Below are 22,407 nucleotides of genomic sequence, written 5' to 3'. Positions count from 1 at the left end.
ACCATAGAGCAGGTGGCAAGCTAGATGAACAAAAATAATAAGATCTGCCATGCAAACCTTCGCAAAGGGTTGTTGGCCTCCGCCATTCTCACCGGCCTGGGCATCGCGCCCGTAGGGGCTGTGGAGATCAACACGGGGAATGAAGACTTTGCGGTTCGCTTCGACAACACGCTGAAGTTCAACTACGCCCAGCGCGTGGAAGCCCCCAGCAGCAAGTTGGCCAATTCGTGGAACAACAATGACGGGGATCGCAACTTCTCCTCCGGCAGTCCCGTTTCTCAACGACTGGATGTGCTGACCGAACTGGACGTGGTTTACAAAGAAAAAGTCGGTTTCCGTGTCAGCGCCAACACCTGGTACGACCACGCCTACGACGATATTGGCAGCGATAACGCCTCGACCAATCAGCTCAACAACGGTAAGCCGGACTCTCGTCATCAAAGCGGTTACGCCGATCGGTATTACAACGGTCCTTCTTCGGAAATCCTTGATGCCTTCGTGTTTGGCAGCACGGAAGTCGGCGATGAGTCACTGCTCAGCGGCAAGCTCGGCAAGCACACCGTTTACTGGGGTGAAAGCATCCTCGCCTTTGCCCATAGCAATAGTTATGGCCAGTCCGGTCTGGATATTTCCAAGTCGCTGGCGGTCCCGGGAACAGAAGCCAAAGAACTGTTCATTCCGCGTAATCAGTTGTCCACCAGCCTCACGGTCAACCCGGAACTGACCCTCGCCGCGCAGTACTTCCTGGACTGGGACGCCGCGCGGTTGCCGGAGTCGGGCACTTATCTGGGGTTCAACGACGGCATTCAAAATGGCGGGCACAACCTGTCGTTGATCGGCGGCCGAAACCCGCTGTTCGGCACACCTGGCCCACTGGGTGCCAACCAGTTTTTACGGCTGTCCAACGGGCATACGTTTACCCCGGACAACCAGGGTGACTTTGGCCTGATGGCCAAGTGGAGCCCGGAATGGCTGCAGGGTACGCTGGGTTTCTACTACCGCAAAACCTCCGACATTCTGCCCAACCTGGTGTTGCAGCCAACGGCGGTCGGCCCTGCGCAACTGATCTCCGGCAATGCCGGCAGCTACAACCAGTTCTATGTCGACGACATCGATATCTACGGCATCAGCCTGTCGAAAAGCATCGAAGGTGTCAGCGTCGGTTTCGACCTGAACTATCGCCACAACATGCCGCTGGCCAGCGTGCCGGCAACGGTCAATCCGGTAGCCGGTGCTGCCGGTTTGCCTGGCTTCATCAGCAGCTTTGATGGTGATAACGGCGTGGCCCGGGGCAACACCGTGCACGCGGTGCTCAACGGCTTGACCACTTTCGGTGCGACACCGGTCTGGGACAGTTCGACCTTGCTGGTTGAAGTCGCCTACAGCCGCTGGCTGGACGTCACCGAGAACAAGCAGCTGTTCAAAGGCGAAGACTGGTATCGCGGTGTCGACAAGGTCACCAAGGACAACTACGTCCTGGGCGTCAACTTCAACCCGACCTGGTATCAGGTGTTCCCCGGCATCGATATGTACCTGCCGGCCAACTACAGCGTCGGCCTTGCGGGCAACTCGTCGGTTCAGCTCGGGGGTAACAAGGACTCCGGCAGTTACTCGGTGGGCGTTGGCATGGACGTGCACAACCAGTACCGGTTTGACCTGAAGTACGTGGACAACTTTGGTCCGTTCGACACCTGCGGCTCAGCCGGTGGTGCAGGTGCACAGGGCGAGGGTGCCGCACCAGGGGCCAACGGCCAATACAACTGCGTACCGGGGCAGACCACTGCTTTTGGCGGTACTCAGCCTCAGCTCAAGGATCGGGGCATGGTCACTTTGACCTTCAAAACGACCATTTGATCGAAGTCTTTGCTTGATAGCAGGAGTCACTCCATGAAGTTCGTCAATACGCTTTTGTTCACTGCCTTGACCGTTGCCATCGCGGGTGCGGCACACGCAGCCGTGTCCCCCGATGAAGCAGCCAGACTCGGCAACAGCCTGACAGGCGTCGGCGCTGAAAAGACCGGCAATGCCGACAACACCATTCCGCCCTACACCGGCGGTCTCACTACGGCGCCGGCCAGTTTTCAACCGGGTAGTTCGTTCCGTCCGGACCCTTATGAGGCCGACAAGCCACGCGTTGTCGTCGATGGCAAAAACGTCAGTCAATACACCGACAAACTGACCGCAACCACGCAAGAACTGCTCAAGCGTTACCCGACGTTCCGGGTCGATGTGTTTCCGACTCATCGCAGCGTTGCGCTGCCTCAACGGTTGCTGGATAACACCGCAAAAAACGCCGTCGGCACTAAAACACTCGAAGGCGGGGTAGCACTGGAGAACGCGTTGCCGGGCGTTCCGTTCCCGATCCCGAAAGATGGCTATGAGGCCATGTGGAACCACTTGCTGCGGTATCAGGGGTATGCCACCAATTTGAAATATGACTCCTGGAACGTCGACAGTTCCGGGAGGGCAATTCTGGCCACGTCCGGTAATGCCTATCTGGAATACCCGCTGTACGATCCCAAGCGTATGGACCCGGCGAAAGAAACGGATCTGTTCTTCAAGACCAAACTTTACTACCAGGCCCCGGCCCGTCGCGCAGGCGAAGCCATCCTGGTGCAGGATGCCGTCAACCCTCTGAAAATGGAGCGTCGTGGCTGGCAATACCTGCCAGGTCAGCGCCGCGTGAAACTCGCACCGGATATCGCCTACGACACGCCAAACCCTGGCTCGGCCGGCGCTTCGACCTATGACGATGCCTGGGTATTCAACGGCGCAATGGACCGTTACGACTTCAAACTCGTCGGCAAGAAGGAAATGATCATTCCTTACAACACGTACAAGTTGAACTATCACAAGGTTGCTGCGGATATCACCACGCCGCATCACGTCAATCCGGACCTGATGCGCTGGGAGTTGCACCGCGTGTGGGTGGTCGAAGCCACGCTGAAACCGGGCAAACGCCACATCTACAGCAAGCGCACCTTCTACCTCGACGAAGACAGCTGGATCGCCCTGGCTTCGGATGAATATGACGCCAGCGGCAAGCTGTACCGCGGGTCCTTTGCACACATGGCATACAGCTATGACGTGCAGGCGCCGAACTCCGATAACCACATGATTTATGACCTGGTCTCTGGCAGCTACAACATCACCGGCATCTACGGGCCGTACGGCGGCGTCAAGTACATCGACCCGCTTTCGAAAGCGCAATGGGCACCTGAGTCATTGGCCGGCACGGGTATTCGCTGAGCCATAACGCAGGTGTTTTCTTGTCGCCGACAGTGTGTATCGCACTGTTCGGCGGCTTTTTTGCCGAGTAGACCTCATGAATACATTTAGATGGATTGCGCTCACTGCGCTAATTTTGGCGTTGGCTGCCCCATTCACCAGATCCGTCGTCGCCGCTGACTTTGTCGACGTGCTGTCGAGCCCCGCGATTCAGAGTGACAAGGCGATTGGCGGGGTGTTCACCGGGTTGACCCGTGCAGGTCAGCGCCTGGTCGCCGTGGGCCAACGCGGCCATATTTTTTATTCCGATGACAACGGCGTCCGCTGGCACCAGGCAGAAGTGCCGGTGAGTTCCGATCTGGTGGCCGTGCATTTTCCGAGCCCGACGCAGGGGTGGGCGGTCGGGCACGACGGCATTGTGTTGCACAGCGACAACAGGGGTGAAACCTGGAAGCGTCAGCTCGATGGCCGTCAGGTGGGGCAGATCATGCTCGAACATTTTCAGAAGCAAGAAGGGCAACAGCCCAATGATGCGTTATTGGCCGAGGCTCAACGAATGGTCGATGAAGGGGCTGACAAACCTTTTCTGGACGTTTGGTTCGCCAATGATAAAACCGGATATATCGTCGGCGCGTTCAATCTGATTTTCCGCACTGAAGACGGCGGCCGAAACTGGGTGCCGTTGATGGATCGCACCGACAATCCGGGAGCACTGAATTTCTACGGGATACGAGCAATCGGCGATGACCTGTTCATTGTCGGCGAACAAGGCCTGGTATTGAAACTGGACCCGGCAACGCAACGCTTCATCAACCTCCCGACGCCCTACGGCGGCAGCTATTTCGGCATCACCGGCAAGCCGGGCTCGGTGCTCGTTTATGGCCTGCGGGGCAATGTTTATCGCAGCGTCGATCACGGCGTGAACTGGGACAAGGTTGAAGTGGGGCTTTCCTCAAGCATCACCGCGAGCACGATCACCGCCGACGGCCGAATCATCCTGGTCAGCCAGGCCGGGCATGTGCTTGTCAGCACCGACGACGGCGCCAGTTTCACGCTAAAGCCACAAGACCGCCTGGGGCCCGCCGCTGCGGCGCAGGCCATCGCATCAGACGTCGTGGTGGTCGCGGGCGCACGGGGCTTGCGCCAGTTGCCCTTCGAATGAGCCCACATCCCACATAATAAAAAGAGACGAGCCACTTCATGGGTAACTACAACCTCGATACGATGCCGGTGATCCGAGAGCTGAAGGGCTTCGATGCACGCTCCGGCAATGTCCTTGAACGCCTGATTTTCAACAACCGCCTGCTGGTGGTGCTGACCTGCCTGATCGTGACGGTATTGCTGAGCTATTTCGCGGCCACTGGGCTGACGCTCAATGCCAGCTTCGAAAAGATGATTCCGCAGAGTCAGCCGTACATCAAAAACTACCTTGAGAATCGTCAGGCGTTACGCGGGCTGGGCAATACGGTTCGGGTGGTGGTGGAAAACACCGACGGCGACATCTACGACCCGAAATACCTGGAGGTGCTCAAGCAGGTTAATGACACCTTGTTCCTGACCCCGGGCGTGGACCGGGCCTGGATAAAGTCATTGTGGACGCCTGCCGTGCGCTGGACCGAGGTCACGGAGGAGGGCTTCCGTGGTGGCCCGGTCATGCCGGACTCCTACGACGGCTCGGCCAGTGGGGTCGAGCAACTGCGCTTGAACATCGCCCGTTCCGGCATCATCGGCAGTCTTGTCGGCAATAATTTCAAATCGAGCATGATTGTGGTGCCGCTGCTGGAGAAGGATCCGGTCACGGGCGCCGCAATCGACTATCACCATTTTTCGCGGATGCTTGAAGAGCAGCTACGCAACAAGTTTGAGTTTGCCGGCAGTAGCGCGGTACACCTCGCCGGTGAAGAGGGCAAAGGCCCGATCAAGATCCGCGTGATCGGTTTCGCCAAACTGGTGGGCGATCTGATCGATGGCCTGATGCTGATCATGATGTACTTCGGCGCCGCAGCGCTGATCGCTACTGCCATCATCTTTGGCTTTACCCGTTGCGTGCGCAGCACCGCGCTGGTGATTCTGTGCTCGGTGGTTGCGGTGGTCTGGCAACTGGGCCTGATCACCTTGTTCGGTTATGCACTCGACCCGTTTTCGATTCTGGTGCCGTTTCTGGTATTCGCCATCGGGGTATCCCACGGTGCGCAGAAAATGAACGGGATCATGCAGGACGTCGGACGCGGTACCCATCAGTTGGTCGCCGCGCGTTACACCTTCCGCCGTCTGTTCCTGGCCGGACTGACCGCATTGCTGGCCGATGCCGTGGGTTTTGCGGTACTGATGCTGATCGACATTCCGGTGATCCAGGACCTGGCCGTCACCGCCAGCATTGGCGTGGCGGTGCTGATCTTCACCAACCTGGTGCTGCTGCCAGTGCTGCTGTCTTATTGGGGTGTCAGTCCCAAGGCGGCGGCGCGCAGCCTGCGTCAGGAACGGCAGGAGGTGAATGGAAAAGGGCTGGGTAATGTGTGGAGCCTGCTTGACCGCTTTACCGAGCGTCGCTGGGCGACGGTGGCGGTGGTGGTGGCCGGGTTGCTGGCGGCAGGTGGCTTCATGGTCAGCACGCAGTTGAAGATTGGTGATCTCGATCCGGGCGCACCCGAACTGCGCGCCGACTCACGTTACAACCGCGACAACGCCTACATCACTGCCAACTATTCGCTGTCCAGCGACCAGTTTGCGGTCATGGTCAAAACAGCCAGCGAAGGTTGCCTGAAGTACGAAACCCTGGTGGAAGCCGATCGTCTCGGCTGGCTGCTGCAACAGCAACCGGGCGTGCAGACTACCGTGTCGCTGGTCAACGCTGTGCGCCAGATCACGGCGGGTTCCTATGAAGGCAACCCGAAAATGCTGACCGTAGCGCGCAACCAGAACGTGCTCAACTACGGCGCGCAGCAGGCCTCGGTGAACAACCCGGAACTGTTCGACAGTGACTGTTCGATGATGCCGGTGATCGCTTATCTCTCCGACCACAAGGCCGAAACCCTCGATCACGTGGTCAAAGTGGCCGATCAGTTCGCCCGTGAACACAGCAACGACGATCGGCAGTTCATGCTCGCCGCCGGTAGCGCCGGGATCGAAGCGGCGACCAATATCGTCGTGCGCGACGCCAATCGCACCATGTTGTTCTACGTGTATGGCGCGGTGATCGTGCTGTGCTTCATCACCTTCCGCAGCTGGCGAGCGGTGGTGGTGGCGGTCGTGCCGTTGATGCTGACGTCGATTCTCTGCGAGGCGTTGATGGTCTGGCTGGGCATGGGCGTGAAGGTCGCGACCTTGCCGGTGATTGCCTTGGGTGTCGGCATCGGTGTCGATTACGCGCTGTACCTGCTCAGTGTTCAGTTGGCTCAGCAGCGTGCCGGTCTGTCGTTGACCGAAGCCTACAAAAACTCCGTTGCGTTCACCGGCAAAGTGGTGGCGCTGGTCGGCATCACCCTGGCGGCGGGCGTCATCACCTGGGCCTGGTCGCCGATCAAGTTCCAGGCCGACATGGGCATCCTGCTGACCTTCATGTTCATCTGGAACATGGTCGGCGCCTTGGTGCTGATCCCGGCGCTGTCGTATTTCCTGCTCCGTCGTGCTCCTTGAAGCGGCTGCTTGCATGCTTTATCCGCTCGGCTACCTGTGAGTCTCTGCCGCTTCTGAAACATCGACATCAAACAAGAATAAAAGGAACACAAACCATGCTGGGCTTGATGCAAGATCAACCGCTGTTGATTTCTTCCGTTCTGGAACATGCGCTGAAGGCGCATCCGTACACCGAAATTGCCTCGCGCATGGCAGATGGAGCGGTGCATCACTGCACTTACGCCGACATCGGCGAACGCGCTAAACAAGTGGCCAATGCGCTGGTTGCGTTGGGTGTACAACCCGGCGACAGAATCGGCACCCTGGCCTGGAACGGTTACCGGCATATGGAATTGTATTTCGGTGTGTCGGGCATGGGCGCGGTACTGCATACGATCAACCCGCGGCTGTTCCCCGAGCAGATCGAATTCATCGCCAACCACGCCGAGGATCAGTACCTGCTTTTCGACCTGTCGTTCGCTGAGTTGGTCGAGCAGATCGCGCCGCGCCTGAAGACAGTCAAAGCGTTCATCGCTCTGTGTGAGCGGGAGCAAATGCCGGCAATCGATGTGCCTGGCTTGATGTGCTACGAAGACCTGATCGCCGGGCACAGCAATGACTTCATCTGGCCTGAGTTCGATGAGCGCACGGCGTCGTCCATGTGCTACACCTCGGGCACCACTGGCAATCCCAAGGGTGTGCTGTATTCGCACCGTTCTTCGATCCTGCATTCGCTGGCGCTGTGTACCTCGGATGGTTTCGGTCTATCGGCGGCGGATTCAGCGTTGTTGGTCGTGCCGATGTTCCACGTCAATGCCTGGGGTATGCCGTATGCCGCCGCAATGTGTGGCGCAAAATTGGTGTTACCGGGCGCCGCACTTGACGGCGAGAGCCTCTACACGCTGATGCGGGATGAACAGGTGACCCTGGCGCTGGGTGTGCCGACGGTGTGGATGATGTTGCAACAGCATGTCGAGACACAGGCTTTGCAACCGGCGACAGAGCTGTGCCTGAACCGGGTGGTGATCGGCGGAGCCGCCGCGCCGCGCAGCCAGGTCGATACGTTTGAAACCCGTTTCAATGCGCGTGTTTTGCATGCCTGGGGGATGACCGAGATGTCCCCGCTGGGCACCATCTGCAATCCGCTGCCCAAACACCGTGATGCTCCGCTGGAAGCAGTGCTCGACCTGCAGGCCAAACAAGGGCGGGCGTTGTTTGGGGTGTCGATGAAGATTGTCGACGAGCAAGGCGCTGAACTTCCGCGAGACGGCAAGGCAAGCGGTCTTCTACTGGTCAAGGGACCATGGATCGCCAGCCAGTATTACGGCGGCGAAGGAGGGCAGATTCTTGATGGCGAGGGCTGGCTCGATACCGGTGACATCGCAACGATCGACACTGACGGCTACATGCAGATCACCGACCGCGCCAAGGACGTTATCAAGTCGGGTGGCGAGTGGATTTCCTCGATTGATCTGGAAAATGCCGCTGTCAGTCATCCGGCCGTCGCCGAAGCGGCGGTGATTGGCATCCCTCATCCCAAATGGCAGGAGCGGCCGTTGCTGGTGGTGGTGCTCAAACCTGGTAGAACCGCGAGCAAAGACGATCTGCTGACGGTGTTGCAAAGCCGCGTGGCGAAATGGTGGCTGCCGGACGATGTGGCCTTCGTCGAAGCGCTGCCGCATACCGCCACCGGCAAATTGCAAAAGATGAAGCTTCGCGAACAGTTTCGCGACTTCAGATTTCAGAGCTGAAAGGCTATTTATCCAGGGGCACGATCAGCGGGCCGGCGAAGGCCTGCATGATCAACGCCACGGGTTGGTTGTGGCTGACCAGTTGGGCCATGGCGTTCATGTAGGGCGTCAGGTGACGAAAGTATTTCTTGTAGCTCGGACACAGGTAGTTCAGACCCGGCTCGCCATTGGGCGCATTCATGAAGCGGTTTTTCGGGCATTCGCCATGGCAGGCGAAGCGGTAATCGCACTGCTGGCAATACGTCGGCAGTGTCTCTTCCTTGGCGGCGCCAAAGGCTTGTTGCGCAGCAGAGGCGAGTAGCACGGCAGGATCATCGGTCTTCAGGTTGCCCAGCAGATACTCGGGATACATGTAGTGATCGCAGGAGTAGACATTGCCATCGTGTTCCACGATCGCCGCTTTGCCGCAGCGCGGGCTGAACAGGCACACCGAGGCCGGCAGCTGGCACCATGAGGCCAGTGCCCATTCGAAGTTCATGACATGAACCTCCCCGACATCCTGGCGCACCCACTCGTCAAAAATCGTGATGAGAAAATCGCCATAGGCCTCGGGGGCGACCGTTTGCTCCGTCACCATCGCGGGCTCCGGCACCACGTGCAAGCGCAATTCCGGCGGGATAGCGAAATGCAGACCCAGACTGACCTGTGAGGCGCTGGGCTTGCGTTCCACCACGGGGTTGAACTGAATATGACGAACGCCCTCAGACTTGAGGAATCGATAGATTTCCAAGGGAAATCTGGCGACATCGCGCGCCACGGTAACCAACACATTGAAGTCGATGTCATGCTGCTTGAGCAGTTCGAGACCGTGCATCACGTCATCGAAACTGGAGCGTCCGCGCTTGTCGGGGCGATAGAGGTCGTGAACGAATCGCGGGCCATCGAGGCTGATCCCCACCATGAAGCGTTCACGGGCGAGGAACGCGCACCAGTCGTCATTGAGTAACGTGCCATTGGTCTGCAGCGTGTTGCGAATGACTTTGTTCCCTGCGAACTGGCGTTGATACAGGACCGCTCGTTGAAAAAAATCCAACCCCAGTAACGTCGGTTCGCCGCCTTGCCAGGTAAATTCGACCTCAGGCGTGGGCTGGGCCTCGATGTAGCGCTGCACATACAGACGCAGTACCTCGTCGGTCATGCTGAAGCGTTCCCGAGGGGGGTAAAGCTGTTCTTTTTCGAGGTAGAAACAGTAGCTGCAATCGAGGTTGCAGATCGGCCCGACGGGTTTGGCCATGAGATGCAAGCCCTGGGGCGGGGATTCGTGGGTAGGCATGGGGGCAGGATCCGGGAGTCATCAGTCTGCCGCCCGGTTATCCGGGCGGCATTGAGGGTCAAGGCAAATACGTCACGTGTACATCCTTGACCTTGCCATTGAATGCGAAGGGCGCACGCTCGAAATAGTCCAGGGTGACGGGGGAACCGAGGTCTTGAGCGACGTCGAAGGTTTCGCTGGCGGTGAACGTCAGTGCCGGAGTGAACGGTGTCACCCCTTTGGCGGCTTCCTGCCCGTCAAGTCGCAAGCTCAGATTGGCCGGCGCTCCGGGCTTGGCTGACGACAGGGTCGTTAGCACTTCGATACTGACTTTGCCTGCGGGTACTCGTTCGGCCGAACGCAGTTTCACTCGAGAGATAGCCAGCGCGTTGTACTCGTAGTTCAGGAAACCGTCATCCATGTACAGGCTGACCCCGCCACCGATTCCGCCCAAGGCATACAACACGCCGGTGGCGTTAGCTGGAACCTCGGCGTCGACGACAACTTTGCTGTTCTGATTGCGCAGGTTCGGAGCCGCAAACTCCGGAAAGCGCTGGACACGATCACTGAAATGCCATTCGCGTTGGCTGCTGGAGATTCGTGCAGTCGGATCGAGGAAGGGGTAGAGACCGGCACCAATCGGATAGACATGGTTAGCCTTGGCCTGCACGTCAAACTCGGCCTTCAGCTCCGCAAGTTTTTCCGGATTGCTCGCGGCTACGTCGTTGGCCTGGGAGTAGTCGTTTTGCAGGTTGTAGAGCGACCATCGGTCATTCGCCGGATTCCAGCCCATGAACTGCGCAAAGCCTTGCACCCAGGGTTTGCGCGGGCCAAAGACCGAGGCCATCCAGCCATCCTTGTAGACGCCGCGACTGCCGAAGACTTCGAAGTATTGCACTGGTTTTTTCGACTTCACCTGAGCGTCGTTGAAGGTGTAGCGCAGGCTGACGCCATCCATTGGGTCCTGAGCGATACCGTTGACCTCTTTGGGTGGCGTGATCGACAGCACGTCGTAGACCGTCGGGGCAATGTCGTTGACATGGTGAAATTGCGCGCGAACTCTGGCGTCGGCCTTGATCTGTTTCGGCCAGGAAACGGCCAGCGGCGTGCGCGTACCACCGAAGTAGCCGGCGACCAGTTTAGTGCCTACGAATGGCCCTGAACCTGCCCAGGCCCACGCGGCGTTGTACATGCTTTCAAGTTTAGGACCGCCGAGCGCGGACAAGCCGCCATACATCTCGTCGAGGACTTTCAACTGCTGCTCTTTGGGAACTGGAATCCCGTTTTGGGCCAGCAACTCATTAATCGTGCCCTCCATCCCCTCGGAAGAAGCGCCGTTGTCGCTGAAGACATAGAAGATCAGCGTGTTGTCGCGCTTACCTTCACGCTCCAGTTCGTCGAGGATCTTGCCGGCCTGCGTGTCGGCATGTTCCAGGAAGCCGGCATACACCTCCATCAACCGTGCCTGATACTGTTTCTGTTCGGAAGACAAGCTGTCCCAGGCTGGGAGCTCCGCCGGGCGTGGGGTGAGGACGGCGTCCTGCGGGATAAAGCCCAGGGCTTTCTGGCGAGCGAACGTCTGCTCCCGATAGGCGTCCCAGCCACCGTCGAACTTGCCTTTGTATTTATCGGCCCATTGCGCATTCACCTGGTGCGGACCATGTACGGCACCCGGTGTCCAATACATGAAAAATGGTTTTGCCGGCGCGTAGGTCTGATGGTCTTGCAGCCAGTTTACGGCCTGATTGGCGAGGTCTTCGCTGAGGTGATATTTCGGATCTCGCGCCGGTTCGATTGGCGTTGTGTCGCGGTACAGACGCGGTTCGTACTGAGAGGTTTCGCCGGCCAGGAAACCGTAGAAATGTTCAAAACCGTAGGCCGTCGGCCACGTATCGAAAGGACCGGCCGCCGTGGTATCCAGGGGTGGTGTGTTATGCCATTTGCCGAACGCGGCGGTGCTGTAGCCATATTGCTTGAGCACCTCGGCCATGGTCGCCGAGCTTTTGGGGATCTTGCCGGTGTAGCCTTCCCAGTCAGTGGCCAGCTCTGCGATGACGCCGTTGCCAACCCGGTGATGGTTGCGTCCGGTAAGCAATGCGGCGCGAGTAGCGGAGCTGATGGCAGCGGTATGAAAAGCGTTGTAGCGCACACCACTGTCGGCGACTCGACTCAGGGTCGGCGTATGGACTGCGCCGCCGACGGTGTCGGACTGCGCGAAGCCGGCGTCATCGAGCATGATCACCAGGATATTGGGGGCCTCGGCAGGAAGCCGGGATTGCTGCTGACGTTTCTGGTGCTTGGATTCTTGCAGCGTCGGTTTGGCGTCACTGGCCGAAGGCGTCGGCGGGAAGGGCAGCGAGTCTTGTGCGGAAGCGACCGAGCTGGCCAACAGTGCGCAGAGTTTCAGGGTGAAACGTCCGGCGGGTTGCAGCTTCTGGGACATGAGTGTCTCCGTTTTTTATTCATTGCAACGACGCAGCCGCCCGGTCGAACACCGGACGGCCGAGAGATTGGAGAGCTGCTCAGACCGCAAAACTGGTGATGTCTTTGGGCTCGATATCATTGGCTTTGCAGAACGCCAGGTAACGATCCACGCTGGATTTCCAGTTCTCGATGGCCACGACGTTGTTGTTATCGTCGTAATACAGCAGGTCGCCCTGGGTGATGTTCAAGGTGATCAGTTCATCGCCATATTCAGTCAGCACGATCGGCGTATGGCTGGAACCTGCGGTTTCGAACACCACGCCGCCCGGTTTTGAGATCCAGTCGTGCTCCAGGTATTTCCAGCCACCCTTGATGGTGTAAACGATGACCGTGCCGGAGTGATGGTGCTTGGGCAGAGAAGACCCGGCCGGGGCCTTGAGCAGGGTTATGGTTTCCCCGCGAACCGGGTCGCACTTGATGTATTTGATGAAGATTTCATCGCTGTAAGGTGCGAACGGAACCCACGGCAGGTCCTCGTCGTTGATGGAGGAGGTGTCGATGTTTTCATAAAACATGCTTGTTGTTCTCTGTTGGACGGTGGAAGGATTTACACGGTGCGTTAAGAGCATCGTGAACAGGCCGTGCTCACACCGCCCCCCTCTTGAGGAGGGGGATCCATCCAATGGCGTTGAATTGCGGCATACGGAGTGCCGTGCAAATAACGCCAAAACAACAATATCTACGGTTTGCGGCCACCGTTGGCCTTTGGGTGATCAAAGCGGACGTCAGGGCCTCTGTGAAACCCTGACGCCCCGGTTCAGCGGCGGCACGCCAGCGCCGTCCGCTGCACCGGTCGTTAGGTGCTCAATTGATTTTAACGATCGCCGGCGGACTCCACGTGCCTTTGCCAGGCGGCAGGACGGAAGGGTTTTCCGTCTTCGGCCAATACAGGCGCATCACCATGTAGATCAGATCATTCGGTGCGGGCAGCCAGTTGCTTTCCTTGTCCGCGCCGGGCGAGTCCTTCTGGATGTAGAGCGTCAACGAGCCGTCTGCATTTTTCTTCATGTCAGGCAGCATCGGCGAGTTGATGAGGTAGCGATTGACCGGATTCTTGATCAGCAGTTGCGACTTGCCGTCGTACATGGTCACCGACCAGAAGGCGTTGACCGGCGGGAGCTGTCCAGCGGGAAAAGTGATCGTGTAGTTGTGCTTGCTGCCGTCAAGCGGCGTCCCGTCGGACAGGATCTTGGCCATCGGATACGTGGCCTCTTCGGCGTCGTTGGCATAGATGCCTGCTTGTGCGATGGCGGCGCGCTTTAGCCAATCACCCTTGTAAAACGCGGCATTACCGCCGGAACTCACGATGTTCCAGCCATTGACCTGTGTGCCGAGATGATTGACTGCATCCTGAACCTTCGCATGCCCAGCCTGCATGCCCTCGACCACAGCGGCCTTTTGCTCGGCGGAGAGGTCCTGGAAGTTGAAGTCCTTGCCGGCGCCAATGCCCAGACGGGCAAGCTTCGCGCGGATCGCCACTTCATCCGGGGTGGCCGGGGCAAACTGCAAGGCAAAGCCCAGATACTTGAAGAAGTCGGTCTTGGCCAGGGCCTTGTCGAACTTCGGAAAGTTGATCGCCGGCGCGGCAGGCGGCGCGGGCTGCTTGAGATAAGCCGATAACGGCTGGGCCGCATAACCGGACTGGATCTTTTCGACGTTTGGCATGTCCGCCGGATTGAAGAGCTGGGTGCGAAAGATCGCGAAGAGGAGTTGTGTTTGGGAGTGAAACACCTTCTTGATGCCAGGCGGGGTCACGCCTTTCCAGTCTGGGCCGACCAGCATGTAATCGCCGGCTTCGCTGCCGGTGGTACGGCTGCCGATGTAACCGAAGTTGTTGGTGTTGTTATCGATGAGCTGCACCGAGTAGTACCGCGGTTTCTCCACCGTCGGTACCGAGAGCACGATCGGCTCGCTACGCAGGTCCATGAACATCAAGGAATACGGCGTATCGCTGTTCGGCGAGACGATGGCCGTGTCCTTGTAGGTGAAGACATTGTGCATGCTGTGAATGTGGTTGAACGGTGCCTTGTACTGGCCTGAGTTCTTGTCCACGGCATAGTCGTACATGGTCGCGTAGTTCATCACGATGGGCAGACCGTAGATGTAGCCTTCCTCGGCGATGGCTTTTGTTTCGGCGGGAGTGATGTCCGCTGCTTGGGCGTGCGTAAATCCAAAGGACGCGAGCAATACCATTGCACAGCCAAATGTTCTCGGTAGTGTGGTTATCATGAACTTGAAACTCCATTTTTCGCATTAGATGGGATTAACTGCTGATCAGGGGATATTCAGTGTCGCGTTTGCTCACGACTTGATATCTCATAACGCTCCTTTTCTTGCTGTAAGTCTTTGTTTTTTTCTGAAGCTGGTCGGCGCAAGCGCGACGCTGATCGAGGAGAACCACGACGGATGACAAGCTCAGACTGCTCGGTCAGTATAAGCAGCAAATCAAACTACGCTGCTGACATGAGAACAACTTGTCCTCTGATGCTAAAAGTAAGTCTTACGGATAGTTTCACTTAGGAAAAAGTAGCGTGTACGCCACCCGAAAGCCCCAACCGTGTGCACCATCCTCAGGACTGTCCGCCCAGTATCGCGGCCCTACCTGAAGGCTCATGGGCTGCTTGCCGACTTTGAACAATTGCGTCACGAACAGGTTGATCGGCACATTCCACTCCCTGGCTTCCCAGTCGTAAGTGGATTCTGTATTAATGCCAAAACTGGTGTACGACGCTGTGGTATAGACCAGAAAGGGTTGCAGATATGTCTGATTGACCTTCTCCTTGTCATTGGCCGGGTTGTTGTCCAGCGACCAGATGTGGTTCGCCAGAATACCGTTCGTCCAGCCGTTGGCCTGCTTCAACGCCACCGCTGTCGGTCCAATCCCCCATTGTTCGCTACTCAGTAGCTCATCACTACCGGTCGGTAACAACAACGCGGGGCCTGCACCCCAGATCCAGCCGTCCTCGGTGGGCCTTTTGGGAGAGAAAAAGAAGCTTTGCGTGGTGTCGCCCACTCCGCTTTTATCGGCAATGCCCCTCGGTGCCAGTCCATGCTGATCAATGACCGGGAGGATCGTGCGAGAGATCAGATTCCAATCGTCATTAAGTGTGAAGGGTAAAACCGGCTGGATATTGGTGACGCTCTGGATTCCATTGCCAGAGGGCCCCATTTTCTGATTCCAGTTGTATTGGATGGGCAAGCTATACAGTGCCGCGACTGGATTTAATGACTGTTTGGCCAGCTCCGCCTGATCGTCGGCCTGACTGGAAACGGAAATACCGAAAACCAAAGACGATAGCAAAAGTCGTTCAATGTACTTGTTCATGCGAATTCCTTGGATACCAATCGCCCCGGGCCCCTCGACTATCAACGGGAGCCTTCTAACGACAAGCAGAAGTTACTTGAATACCTCAATCTCAGTGGGCCGTACTTAACTGAAGCACAGCGAACAGCCACCCATTCTGTTGTTGATACGTCTTGTATTATGCCGAGGTTACTTACTTTACAAGTTTAACTTCTCCAATCAGTCATGTATTTGTCGGGTCTAGGCAGGAGGGCGTAAAGTTTACCGTTGCCGGTGGGAGGTTTTGCAGGAGCGAGCTTGCTCGCGATGGTCGTTAACGAATCGCGTGTTTACAGAATAAACGCAGCGCTCTTGAGTCCATCACGAGCAAGCTCGCTCCTACAAAATTTGTTAAGAAGGCACGTACGGTGTTTTACGAATCCGAACAGTCAGCCTTAACTGCCTTGCGGCACAACGCGGGCATCATTGCCTGAGCCCTGGATATACACCTTCGAGCCCTTGGTCAGGGACGGATTGATCGGTTGGGTCACCGATACCAGCACGCCACTGTTGACCCGCACGATGATTTGTTGCGCCTCGATCGGTTGGTCATATTTTTTCTTCTCGGCGTAGTTACCGCCAGCAGCACCGGCGAGCGCGCCGGCAACCATGGCGACGTCACGCCCGGTGCCGCCCCCGATCAAGCTGCCAACCGCCAGGCCGCCAAGACCACCGAGTACGGCGCCGACACCACTGTCGTGATTGGTCTGCATCTGCGTCAGCGATATCTGCTCGATCTTCCCTGAGCGAATCTCGATTTCACCGGCGCCGCCATCGGTTGACCCGACGGCGGAACAGGCACTTATCAGCACCGTCATCAACGTGACTGACAGCCAGGACAGGATTACTTTCATTGCGATGCACCTCGTTATTGGTATTTGATTGCAATGCTTGAGCCAACGTCTGTTGGCAGTTCAATCAAGGCTTAACTGCGAATGAACGCCCAGAGATCGACGTTCAACTTGTCGATCGCCGCTTTGAAGTCCTGGGCGGTGATCTTCTGGCTTTCGTTTTCCAGCGTTGTACCAAACACCTTGCGGACTACCCTGGCGACCGTCTGGTTGGTTCTCGCATCGATAATCTCGGCCTCGATGAACAAAGTGCTGTCCTGATCACGGTGGCCGGTGGCGGCCTGTGTTGCTCCGACTACGGCGGCGATCGGCACCACTTCGTACCATTTCATCCCTTCGTTTTCGGCATTCACCCCGGTGATCGCCGCACGCATCAGCAGGGTTTTGGAACTCGCTGACGCGGCGCCGGTATTGGAAACCACACGGTATTTCTGACCCAGGGTGCCTTTGACCTTACTGGTCATGTAGTTCTGGATGTCGGTCAGCGTTTGCTGGTTGACCCGCTCATCGGGCTTGGGCGCGGGATAGAGCTCCAGCTTGTTGAACACCACTGTGTCATAGGCATTCGGGTTCCACGACGGACTGACCCAACGCATTGTTGTGCCGCCGCTTGCCGTTTTGACTTCCTGCAAGTTGTTGTAGTTGGACAGGTAGCCCGAGTATTGCTCGACTTCAGTGACTTTCGATACGCAGCCGGTCAATAACAAGCTGCTCAGTGCAGCACTCGTTATCCATTTGTGCGAGAAGCTCATATAACGGTACTCCTTGAGGGATGTGTTCCTGAATGTCTTTTATTCAAGGTCAGACTCTGTGGACTTAGCCCTTTCGGAATAGGGCCCACTGGATCTCAGCCTGAGCAATCGAGCGACTGCTTGCTAACTGCAAGCAGTCGCAAGCGTCGCGTTACTTCGATGCCACCACTGCCGGCGGCTGCCAGCTGCCGCTGCCTGCGGGAAGAATTGAAGGCGGCGTGGCCTTCGGCCAATAGAGGCGCATCACCAGATAGGCCGTGTCGTCAGGCGCGGGCAACCAGTTGGACTCCTTGGTCTTGCCCGGCGAATCCTTCTGGATATACAGCGTCAGTGAACCGTCCGCGTTCTTTTTCATGGCCGACAGCATCGGCGAATTGATCAGGTAGCGGTTGATCGGATTCTTGATCAGCAGTTGGCTCTTGCCGTCGTACATGGTCACCGACCAGAAGGCATTGACAGGCGGCATTTTGCCGGCAGGGAAGGTCAGCGTGTAGTTGTGCTTGCCGGTATTCAACGTCTGGCCATTGCCATCGGTACGCGTAAAGGGGTACATCGCCTCGGCGGCGTCATTGCCGTACAGACCAGCCTTCGCCGCGCCAGCCCGCATCAGCCAGTCGCCTTTGTAGAACGCCTGGTCGCCGAAGAACGCGCCGACGCTCCAGCCGTTGATATTCTTCATTCCGTTCGAGAGGAACTTGTCGACCTGCTCGTCGCCGGCCTTCATCCCGAGCAGGACCGCGGCCTTGTGCTCGAGCGAGAGGTCCTTGAATTCGAAGCTGCGACCGGGGCCTACGCCGATGCTGGCCAGCTTCGCACGGATCGCCTTGTCCTCAGCCGATGGCGGCACATACTGCAGCGCCGCCGACAGGTACTCGAAGAAGTTGGCCTTGATGCCCTCCGTGGTGGCCGGCACGAAAGCGATCTTCGGCGCATCGGGCGGCGCGGGTTGATGGAGGAAAGCGGACAGCGGCTGGACCTTGTAACCCGCCTGCACCTTCTCGACATTCGGCATGTCGGCCGGATTGAACAGCTGGGTGCGGATCAGCGTCAGTGCGAAAGGGGTCGTGGAGCTGAACACCTTGTCGATGCCTGGAGGTGTCGCACCCTTCCAGTCGGGGCCTGCAATCAAATAGCTCCCGGGTGCGCTGGCCGTGGCCCGACTGCCGATGTAGCCGTAGTTATAGGTGTTGCCGTCGATCAGTTGCACCGAGTAGTAGCGTTTTTTGGAGACGGCCGGCACGGTGATCACCAACGGCTCGGCGCGCAGGTCGGTCCAGAGAAAGGAGTACGGCGTGTCGCTGTTGGGGGTAATGATGGCCGTGTCAGCGGGGGTCGCGACCTTATGATCGTGGTGCAGTTGGTTGAAGGGGGCCTTGAACTGGCTGGACTTGGAGTCCACCGCGAATTCGTTCATTACGGCGTAGTTCATGACCAGCGGCAAGCCGTAGATAAAGCCTTCCTCGGCGATCGCCTTGGTTTGCTCCAGACTCGGCGCGGGAACGCCCTTGGCCACATCGGCCTTGTCGGCCTGTGTGATCGGATCGAGCTTGCTCGTGCACCCGGTGAAAAGCGTTGAACCTACGACGACCGCCGCAGCCAATGTCCAGCCACTGTGAGACTTCCTGTTCATTTTCACCTCGTTAGTTTTGTACAAGCCGGTGTCGTGAGCGTTCATGCCCACGGCTAGATACTAGGCATGACACCTGAAACGCTCTTGGATTTTTCTCAGTAGCGCCAAGTCATGTTGCCAGTCAGGGCTTGAATCCAGGCGTTGTCGAACTCGCCTGAGACACGATTGCCTGACAACGTTTTTTGCTGATCGACGGACATGTCCCCCATCCACACCGTGACCCAACTGAAATTCACGTCTGTCTCTTTATTCAGTGAATAAGTAAAGCCTGTGGCGAAGCGCCAGGCGGCGCCCATGGGCACGGTGAGCGTACGATTACCGTCGGACACGGCGGACGTGTCATAGGCGACACCGAAATCCCAGACCCAGTCCTGGTTCATCTGGTATTGAGCGCCAAGCGCCAATTGATACGTGTCTTTGTAATGCGCATCGATTGAAGCGGCCCGGGAACCGGTTCTGGACGTGTCTACGTCAATGCCGATGTCACCGAATTTCGACCAGTCCTGCCAATTGACCGAGGCCAGAACGGCCCATTGCGTATCCAGTTGCTGGTACAGGCTGAGGGTCGCCGTTTGCGGTACTTTCAGGTCGATTTTGGTGTTGAGGCTGTTGAGGCGACTCACCAACGGAGCACTGCTCTTCACATCCAGGCGATCCTCGAAGTCGAGGTCAACCTGACTGGTGTAAGCCAGGCCAATCCGGGTACCGGGCTTTGGGGCATAAATCACGCCTGCGTTGGCGCCGTAACCCCAGGTGCTGTCCCGGTATTTGTATTGGCCGTCACCCCGTTGTGTCAGTCCGAGCGGCGCCTGATCGATGGCGGCTTCGCTCTTCAGCATCCCGTACATGGCTTTGAGTCCGACGCCGACGGACCATTGATCGTTGAAGCGATAGGCGACACTGGGTACCAGTGACAGTCCCGCAATACTCGCGTTCTGCACGAAATAACGGCCGGACCAGTCATTGTCGTAGTTTACAGCCAGACCGAAATCGCCATAGGAGCCGAAGCCGACGGACCACCGATCATCCAGTTGATGGCTGATGAAGAAACTGCCACCCGGTATGGGATCGAGCGCGTTACCGCTGCCAGTGCCCGGCGTATTGGTTTCACTGTCCCGATCGAACGATAAGTCACCAAAAAGAACCTGAGCGCCAGCGGAGATCTGTGTTCCGCTGAGGTAGCTCAAGCCGGCGGGGTTGCTGGCAATGGTCGAAGGGCCTTGTGCCCGGGCCGCTGCACCGGCATTGGCCAGTCCGACGTTGTCGGTGGCGATTTCGTACAACATCAGGCCACCGGCAACACTTCGGCCACTGGTCAAGAGTGTCAGCGCACCAAGAACAGTAATCGACAACACACTTTTATTTAATTGCATGAAATCCCTCTCTATCAGATCACTCAGTCTATGTCGCTTGCATCGCCCCAAGGCCTGGGCATCGTCTTTTATTCGTGTGGCCTTCTTGAGTGTCTGCGCGGAACTCCACCCGCAGGTGCAACTAATCGCCAACCTCATGAACAACACAAAAAACCGAAGATCAGCTTTGCAATCAGCCTGTTGTTGCGTTCACTTTACGGCAATCATCAGAAAGGCACCTTGCATTTTCGGACAGTGCGCGCGGTATCACGGGGGTATGGAAGTGGTTGAATCAACCCCCAATGGAGGCTACCCCAGCCCATTTCTCCAATGCTGTGGTGACGTATTTGTCCACGTTTTGAATGCACGGGAGAAGGCGTTTGGATCCTGGTATTGAAGGGTCTGGGAGATTGTGGATATCGGCAAATCCGTATCTTTCAAGAGCTGCCGCGCGAAGTTGCTTCTGGAGTCGGTGATCAGTTCTTTGAGGTGAGAACCTTCCGCACCCAGCCGGCGTCGCAGCGTTCTTTCATTCAATGAGAATTGACTGGCGATGTGCTTGGAGTTTGCCTGTCCTTGCAATAATAGAGCGTATGCCTGACTCTTTATTTTTTCCGAAATCGTCAAATGTGACGTGGCGCTCGAAATAGTCAGTTTAAGTAGATGGTGTAAGCGTGGATTCGCCGTACATTGAATTTGTCGGAGTTGCTGATTGTTTATTACAAGTCCGGAAATGCTTGCATTGAACTGAATATTGCAGCGAAATTTTCTGATGTACGGGGTGATGTCTGATGGCTTGCGATATGAAAACTGCACACGAACGGGCGTCCAGTTAGCGCCTAATAAGGCCCGCAGCATTTGGAGGCCAACCATGACGGCAGTGTCGACAAGCAATGATTGATTGGGCAGGTCGTGGCGATAAATGACATATCCCAACAAACTGTGTTGGCCCGCCAAGGGAAGAAGGAGTGGGGTCGCGCCACGATCATAGAGGTTTGCATGTCCGACCAGGTCGTTCAATGCATCGCCTGGTGTAGTCGCAAGACGCATAAGCTGACCCACCGGACCCAAATTTTCCAGCGAAAAGCGTTCACCGATCAGCAGGCCAATATGGGGGCACTGAGTGTGTTCGAATGCCGTGTTGAACAGACGAGCAACGTCCATGTAGGCGAGATGGTTGTCTTCATATGCAAATTGCTCAAGGCTGATACCAGCGTCTTTGAAAACGCCTCGCGAGGAACCCCCTATCGCGTCAACTACTTCCGGGAACCTACGGAATGGGCTTGTACTAATTTCTCCCGGCCCGCCCATTCTTAATGATGATTTTTTGGAGGGCATATTAGCTCGCTATCATTCCTGAAACTGGCGCATTGGCCACGTTGGCGAACATCTGATACATGACGAGCAATAGAGCGTAGCGCCCATGAGCCGGCGCCTGGCACCTCGCGACCGTTCTGCGCCGCCCCTCAGTCCTTGGGCCGAATCATCGAATACACGAGTCGTGCGCATTAATTGAATCCAGAAATACATAATATTCAATACATTGGTTTTAGCACGGATGCGCTTTTTTTCAAGTGGTCCATAGAGACTATGTTTCCCCCTAATAGCCGCTTCCATACATCGACGAAGCTTGGTTAGAGGGTATTAGTGCACTTCTTCTCTTCGGCATAATCATGATGCAGGTAGTGGCGTCTCACCCGCGAGCCGGCCAGCACATGGTTTTGACAGCGATCGATGACATCCAGGCTGACCCCCAAGCCCTGCATCATGGTCGCGCCGGTACGGCGCAGATCACGCGGCGTCCAGTCACCGTACTGGCCGTCGGAAAGGACCAGCGTGTCGTCGTGAGGCCGTTGTTGCAGGGCGAAGGGGGTCTCTACGTTAGCCGCGGTGTATGCCTGTGCCTTGGACGTTGCTGGACTCTCGTAGAGCAGAGCACCGCTGGAACTCAAGTAAATACTAGCTTTGTTTATTCGACGGCCTTGACCATGTCTTCGATGACCTTCTTCGCGTCGCCGAACACCATCATGGTCTTGTCCAGGTAGAACAGTTCGTTGTCCAGGCCGGCGTAGCCGCTGGCCATCGAGCGTTTGTTGACGATGATGGTCTTGGCCTTGAACGCTTCGAGGATCGGCATGCCGGCAATCGG

16 protein-coding genes and 1 pseudogene are annotated in these 22,407 nt (G+C 57.2%); 5 read left to right on the top strand and 12 right to left on the bottom strand.

Going from position 1 to position 22,407, the window contains the following annotated elements:
* Nucleotides 1-24: 24 nt before the first annotated feature.
* The 5 genes from ASD95_RS05630 (at nucleotide 25) to ASD95_RS05610 (ending at nucleotide 8,594) form a co-directional block, all read left to right on the top strand.
* Complete coding sequence (locus tag ASD95_RS05630; RefSeq protein ID WP_056723176.1) at nucleotides 25-1,854, top strand: DUF1302 domain-containing protein; 1,830 nt, start codon at nucleotides 25-27, stop codon at nucleotides 1,852-1,854.
* A 33-nt stretch (nucleotides 1,855-1,887) separates the two neighbouring features.
* Nucleotides 1,888-3,249, top strand: a complete 1,362-nt coding sequence (locus ASD95_RS05625; protein WP_056723175.1) for a DUF1329 domain-containing protein — start codon at nucleotides 1,888-1,890, stop codon at nucleotides 3,247-3,249.
* 76 nt (nucleotides 3,250-3,325) lie between these two features.
* Entirely contained in the window at nucleotides 3,326-4,390 is a 1,065-nt protein-coding gene (locus ASD95_RS05620) for a WD40/YVTN/BNR-like repeat-containing protein (protein WP_056723173.1), read from the top strand.
* A gap of 38 nt (nucleotides 4,391-4,428) precedes the next feature.
* A complete protein-coding gene (locus ASD95_RS05615; protein ID WP_056723171.1) occupies nucleotides 4,429-6,864 on the top strand; it encodes an efflux RND transporter permease subunit in 2,436 nt (811 codons plus the stop codon).
* 95 nt (nucleotides 6,865-6,959) lie between these two features.
* Complete coding sequence (locus ASD95_RS05610; RefSeq protein ID WP_056723169.1) at nucleotides 6,960-8,594, top strand: 3-(methylthio)propionyl-CoA ligase; 1,635 nt, start codon at nucleotides 6,960-6,962, stop codon at nucleotides 8,592-8,594.
* Nucleotides 8,595-8,598: 4 nt separating this feature from the next.
* Here ASD95_RS05610 and ASD95_RS05605 read toward each other — a convergent pair whose 3' ends face one another.
* From ASD95_RS05605 to ASD95_RS05550, 12 genes and pseudogenes are all read right to left on the bottom strand, one after another.
* Complete coding sequence (locus tag ASD95_RS05605; RefSeq protein WP_056723167.1) at nucleotides 8,599-9,867, bottom strand: anaerobic sulfatase maturase; 1,269 nt, start codon at nucleotides 9,865-9,867, stop codon at nucleotides 8,599-8,601.
* A 58-nt stretch (nucleotides 9,868-9,925) separates the two neighbouring features.
* Nucleotides 9,926-12,289, bottom strand: a complete 2,364-nt coding sequence (locus ASD95_RS05600) for an arylsulfatase (protein ID WP_056723166.1) — start codon at nucleotides 12,287-12,289, stop codon at nucleotides 9,926-9,928.
* A gap of 79 nt (nucleotides 12,290-12,368) precedes the next feature.
* The gene (locus ASD95_RS05595) at nucleotides 12,369-12,845 is read right to left on the bottom strand and encodes a 2,4'-dihydroxyacetophenone dioxygenase family protein (protein WP_056723163.1); all 477 of its coding nucleotides are present in this window, start codon (nucleotides 12,843-12,845) and stop codon (nucleotides 12,369-12,371) included.
* Between the two features lie 289 nt (nucleotides 12,846-13,134).
* A complete protein-coding gene (locus ASD95_RS05590; protein ID WP_409079120.1) occupies nucleotides 13,135-14,523 on the bottom strand; it encodes a DUF1254 domain-containing protein in 1,389 nt (462 codons plus the stop codon).
* 319 nt (nucleotides 14,524-14,842) lie between these two features.
* A complete protein-coding gene (locus ASD95_RS05585) occupies nucleotides 14,843-15,655 on the bottom strand; it encodes a hypothetical protein (RefSeq protein WP_056723160.1) in 813 nt (270 codons plus the stop codon).
* 413 nt (nucleotides 15,656-16,068) lie between these two features.
* Nucleotides 16,069-16,527: a glycine zipper 2TM domain-containing protein gene (locus tag ASD95_RS05580; RefSeq protein ID WP_056723157.1), complete on the bottom strand. Its 459-nt coding sequence runs from the start codon at nucleotides 16,525-16,527 to the stop codon at nucleotides 16,069-16,071.
* A 71-nt stretch (nucleotides 16,528-16,598) separates the two neighbouring features.
* Complete coding sequence (locus ASD95_RS05575; RefSeq protein ID WP_056723155.1) at nucleotides 16,599-17,276, bottom strand: DUF3313 domain-containing protein; 678 nt, start codon at nucleotides 17,274-17,276, stop codon at nucleotides 16,599-16,601.
* Nucleotides 17,277-17,427: 151 nt separating this feature from the next.
* A complete protein-coding gene (locus ASD95_RS05570; RefSeq protein WP_082562928.1) occupies nucleotides 17,428-18,906 on the bottom strand; it encodes a DUF1254 domain-containing protein in 1,479 nt (492 codons plus the stop codon).
* 95 nt (nucleotides 18,907-19,001) lie between these two features.
* Nucleotides 19,002-20,279, bottom strand: coding sequence for an OmpP1/FadL family transporter (locus tag ASD95_RS05565; RefSeq protein ID WP_082562914.1), 1,278 nt, complete (start codon nucleotides 20,277-20,279; stop codon nucleotides 19,002-19,004).
* Nucleotides 20,280-20,567: 288 nt separating this feature from the next.
* Nucleotides 20,568-21,596 carry an AraC family transcriptional regulator gene (locus ASD95_RS28345; RefSeq protein WP_082562913.1) on the bottom strand — a complete coding sequence of 343 codons (1,029 nt, stop codon included), beginning with the start codon at nucleotides 21,594-21,596 and terminating at the stop codon, nucleotides 20,568-20,570.
* A gap of 314 nt (nucleotides 21,597-21,910) precedes the next feature.
* Nucleotides 21,911-22,123, bottom strand: a pseudogene (locus tag ASD95_RS05555) (site-specific integrase); the annotation flags it as partial.
* Between the two features lie 104 nt (nucleotides 22,124-22,227).
* On the bottom strand, nucleotides 22,228-22,407 hold a 180-nt coding region (locus ASD95_RS05550; RefSeq protein WP_056723148.1), incomplete at its 5' end, for an NAD(P)(+) transhydrogenase (Re/Si-specific) subunit beta.

This window comes from Pseudomonas sp. Root71 (assembly GCF_001429045.1).
Taxonomy (GTDB): domain Bacteria; phylum Pseudomonadota; class Gammaproteobacteria; order Pseudomonadales; family Pseudomonadaceae; genus Aquipseudomonas; species Aquipseudomonas monachiensis.
Note: the sequence above shows the minus strand (reverse complement) of the source record. Positions and strands in the feature narration are given on the sequence as shown.

Excerpts from the sequence above, each read along its gene's own strand:
- ASD95_RS05630 (WP_056723176.1), top strand. The coding sequence starts at position 25 with ATGAACAAAAATAATAAGATCTGCCATGCAAACCTTCGCAAAGGGTTG.
- ASD95_RS05625 (WP_056723175.1), top strand. The coding sequence starts at position 1,888 with ATGAAGTTCGTCAATACGCTTTTGTTCACTGCCTTGACCGTTGCCATC.
- ASD95_RS05620 (WP_056723173.1), top strand. The coding sequence starts at position 3,326 with ATGAATACATTTAGATGGATTGCGCTCACTGCGCTAATTTTGGCGTTG.
- ASD95_RS05615 (WP_056723171.1), top strand. The coding sequence starts at position 4,429 with ATGGGTAACTACAACCTCGATACGATGCCGGTGATCCGAGAGCTGAAG.
- ASD95_RS05610 (WP_056723169.1), top strand. The coding sequence starts at position 6,960 with ATGCTGGGCTTGATGCAAGATCAACCGCTGTTGATTTCTTCCGTTCTG.
- ASD95_RS05605 (WP_056723167.1), bottom strand. The coding sequence starts at position 9,867 with ATGCCTACCCACGAATCCCCGCCCCAGGGCTTGCATCTCATGGCCAAA.
- ASD95_RS05600 (WP_056723166.1), bottom strand. The coding sequence starts at position 12,289 with ATGTCCCAGAAGCTGCAACCCGCCGGACGTTTCACCCTGAAACTCTGC.
- ASD95_RS05595 (WP_056723163.1), bottom strand. The coding sequence starts at position 12,845 with ATGTTTTATGAAAACATCGACACCTCCTCCATCAACGACGAGGACCTG.
- ASD95_RS05590 (WP_409079120.1), bottom strand. The coding sequence starts at position 14,523 with ATGGTATTGCTCGCGTCCTTTGGATTTACGCACGCCCAAGCAGCGGAC.
- ASD95_RS05585 (WP_056723160.1), bottom strand. The coding sequence starts at position 15,655 with ATGAACAAGTACATTGAACGACTTTTGCTATCGTCTTTGGTTTTCGGT.
- ASD95_RS05580 (WP_056723157.1), bottom strand. The coding sequence starts at position 16,527 with ATGAAAGTAATCCTGTCCTGGCTGTCAGTCACGTTGATGACGGTGCTG.
- ASD95_RS05575 (WP_056723155.1), bottom strand. The coding sequence starts at position 17,276 with ATGAGCTTCTCGCACAAATGGATAACGAGTGCTGCACTGAGCAGCTTG.
- ASD95_RS05570 (WP_082562928.1), bottom strand. The coding sequence starts at position 18,906 with ATGAACAGGAAGTCTCACAGTGGCTGGACATTGGCTGCGGCGGTCGTC.
- ASD95_RS05565 (WP_082562914.1), bottom strand. The coding sequence starts at position 20,279 with ATGCAATTAAATAAAAGTGTGTTGTCGATTACTGTTCTTGGTGCGCTG.
- ASD95_RS28345 (WP_082562913.1), bottom strand. The coding sequence starts at position 21,596 with ATGCCCTCCAAAAAATCATCATTAAGAATGGGCGGGCCGGGAGAAATT.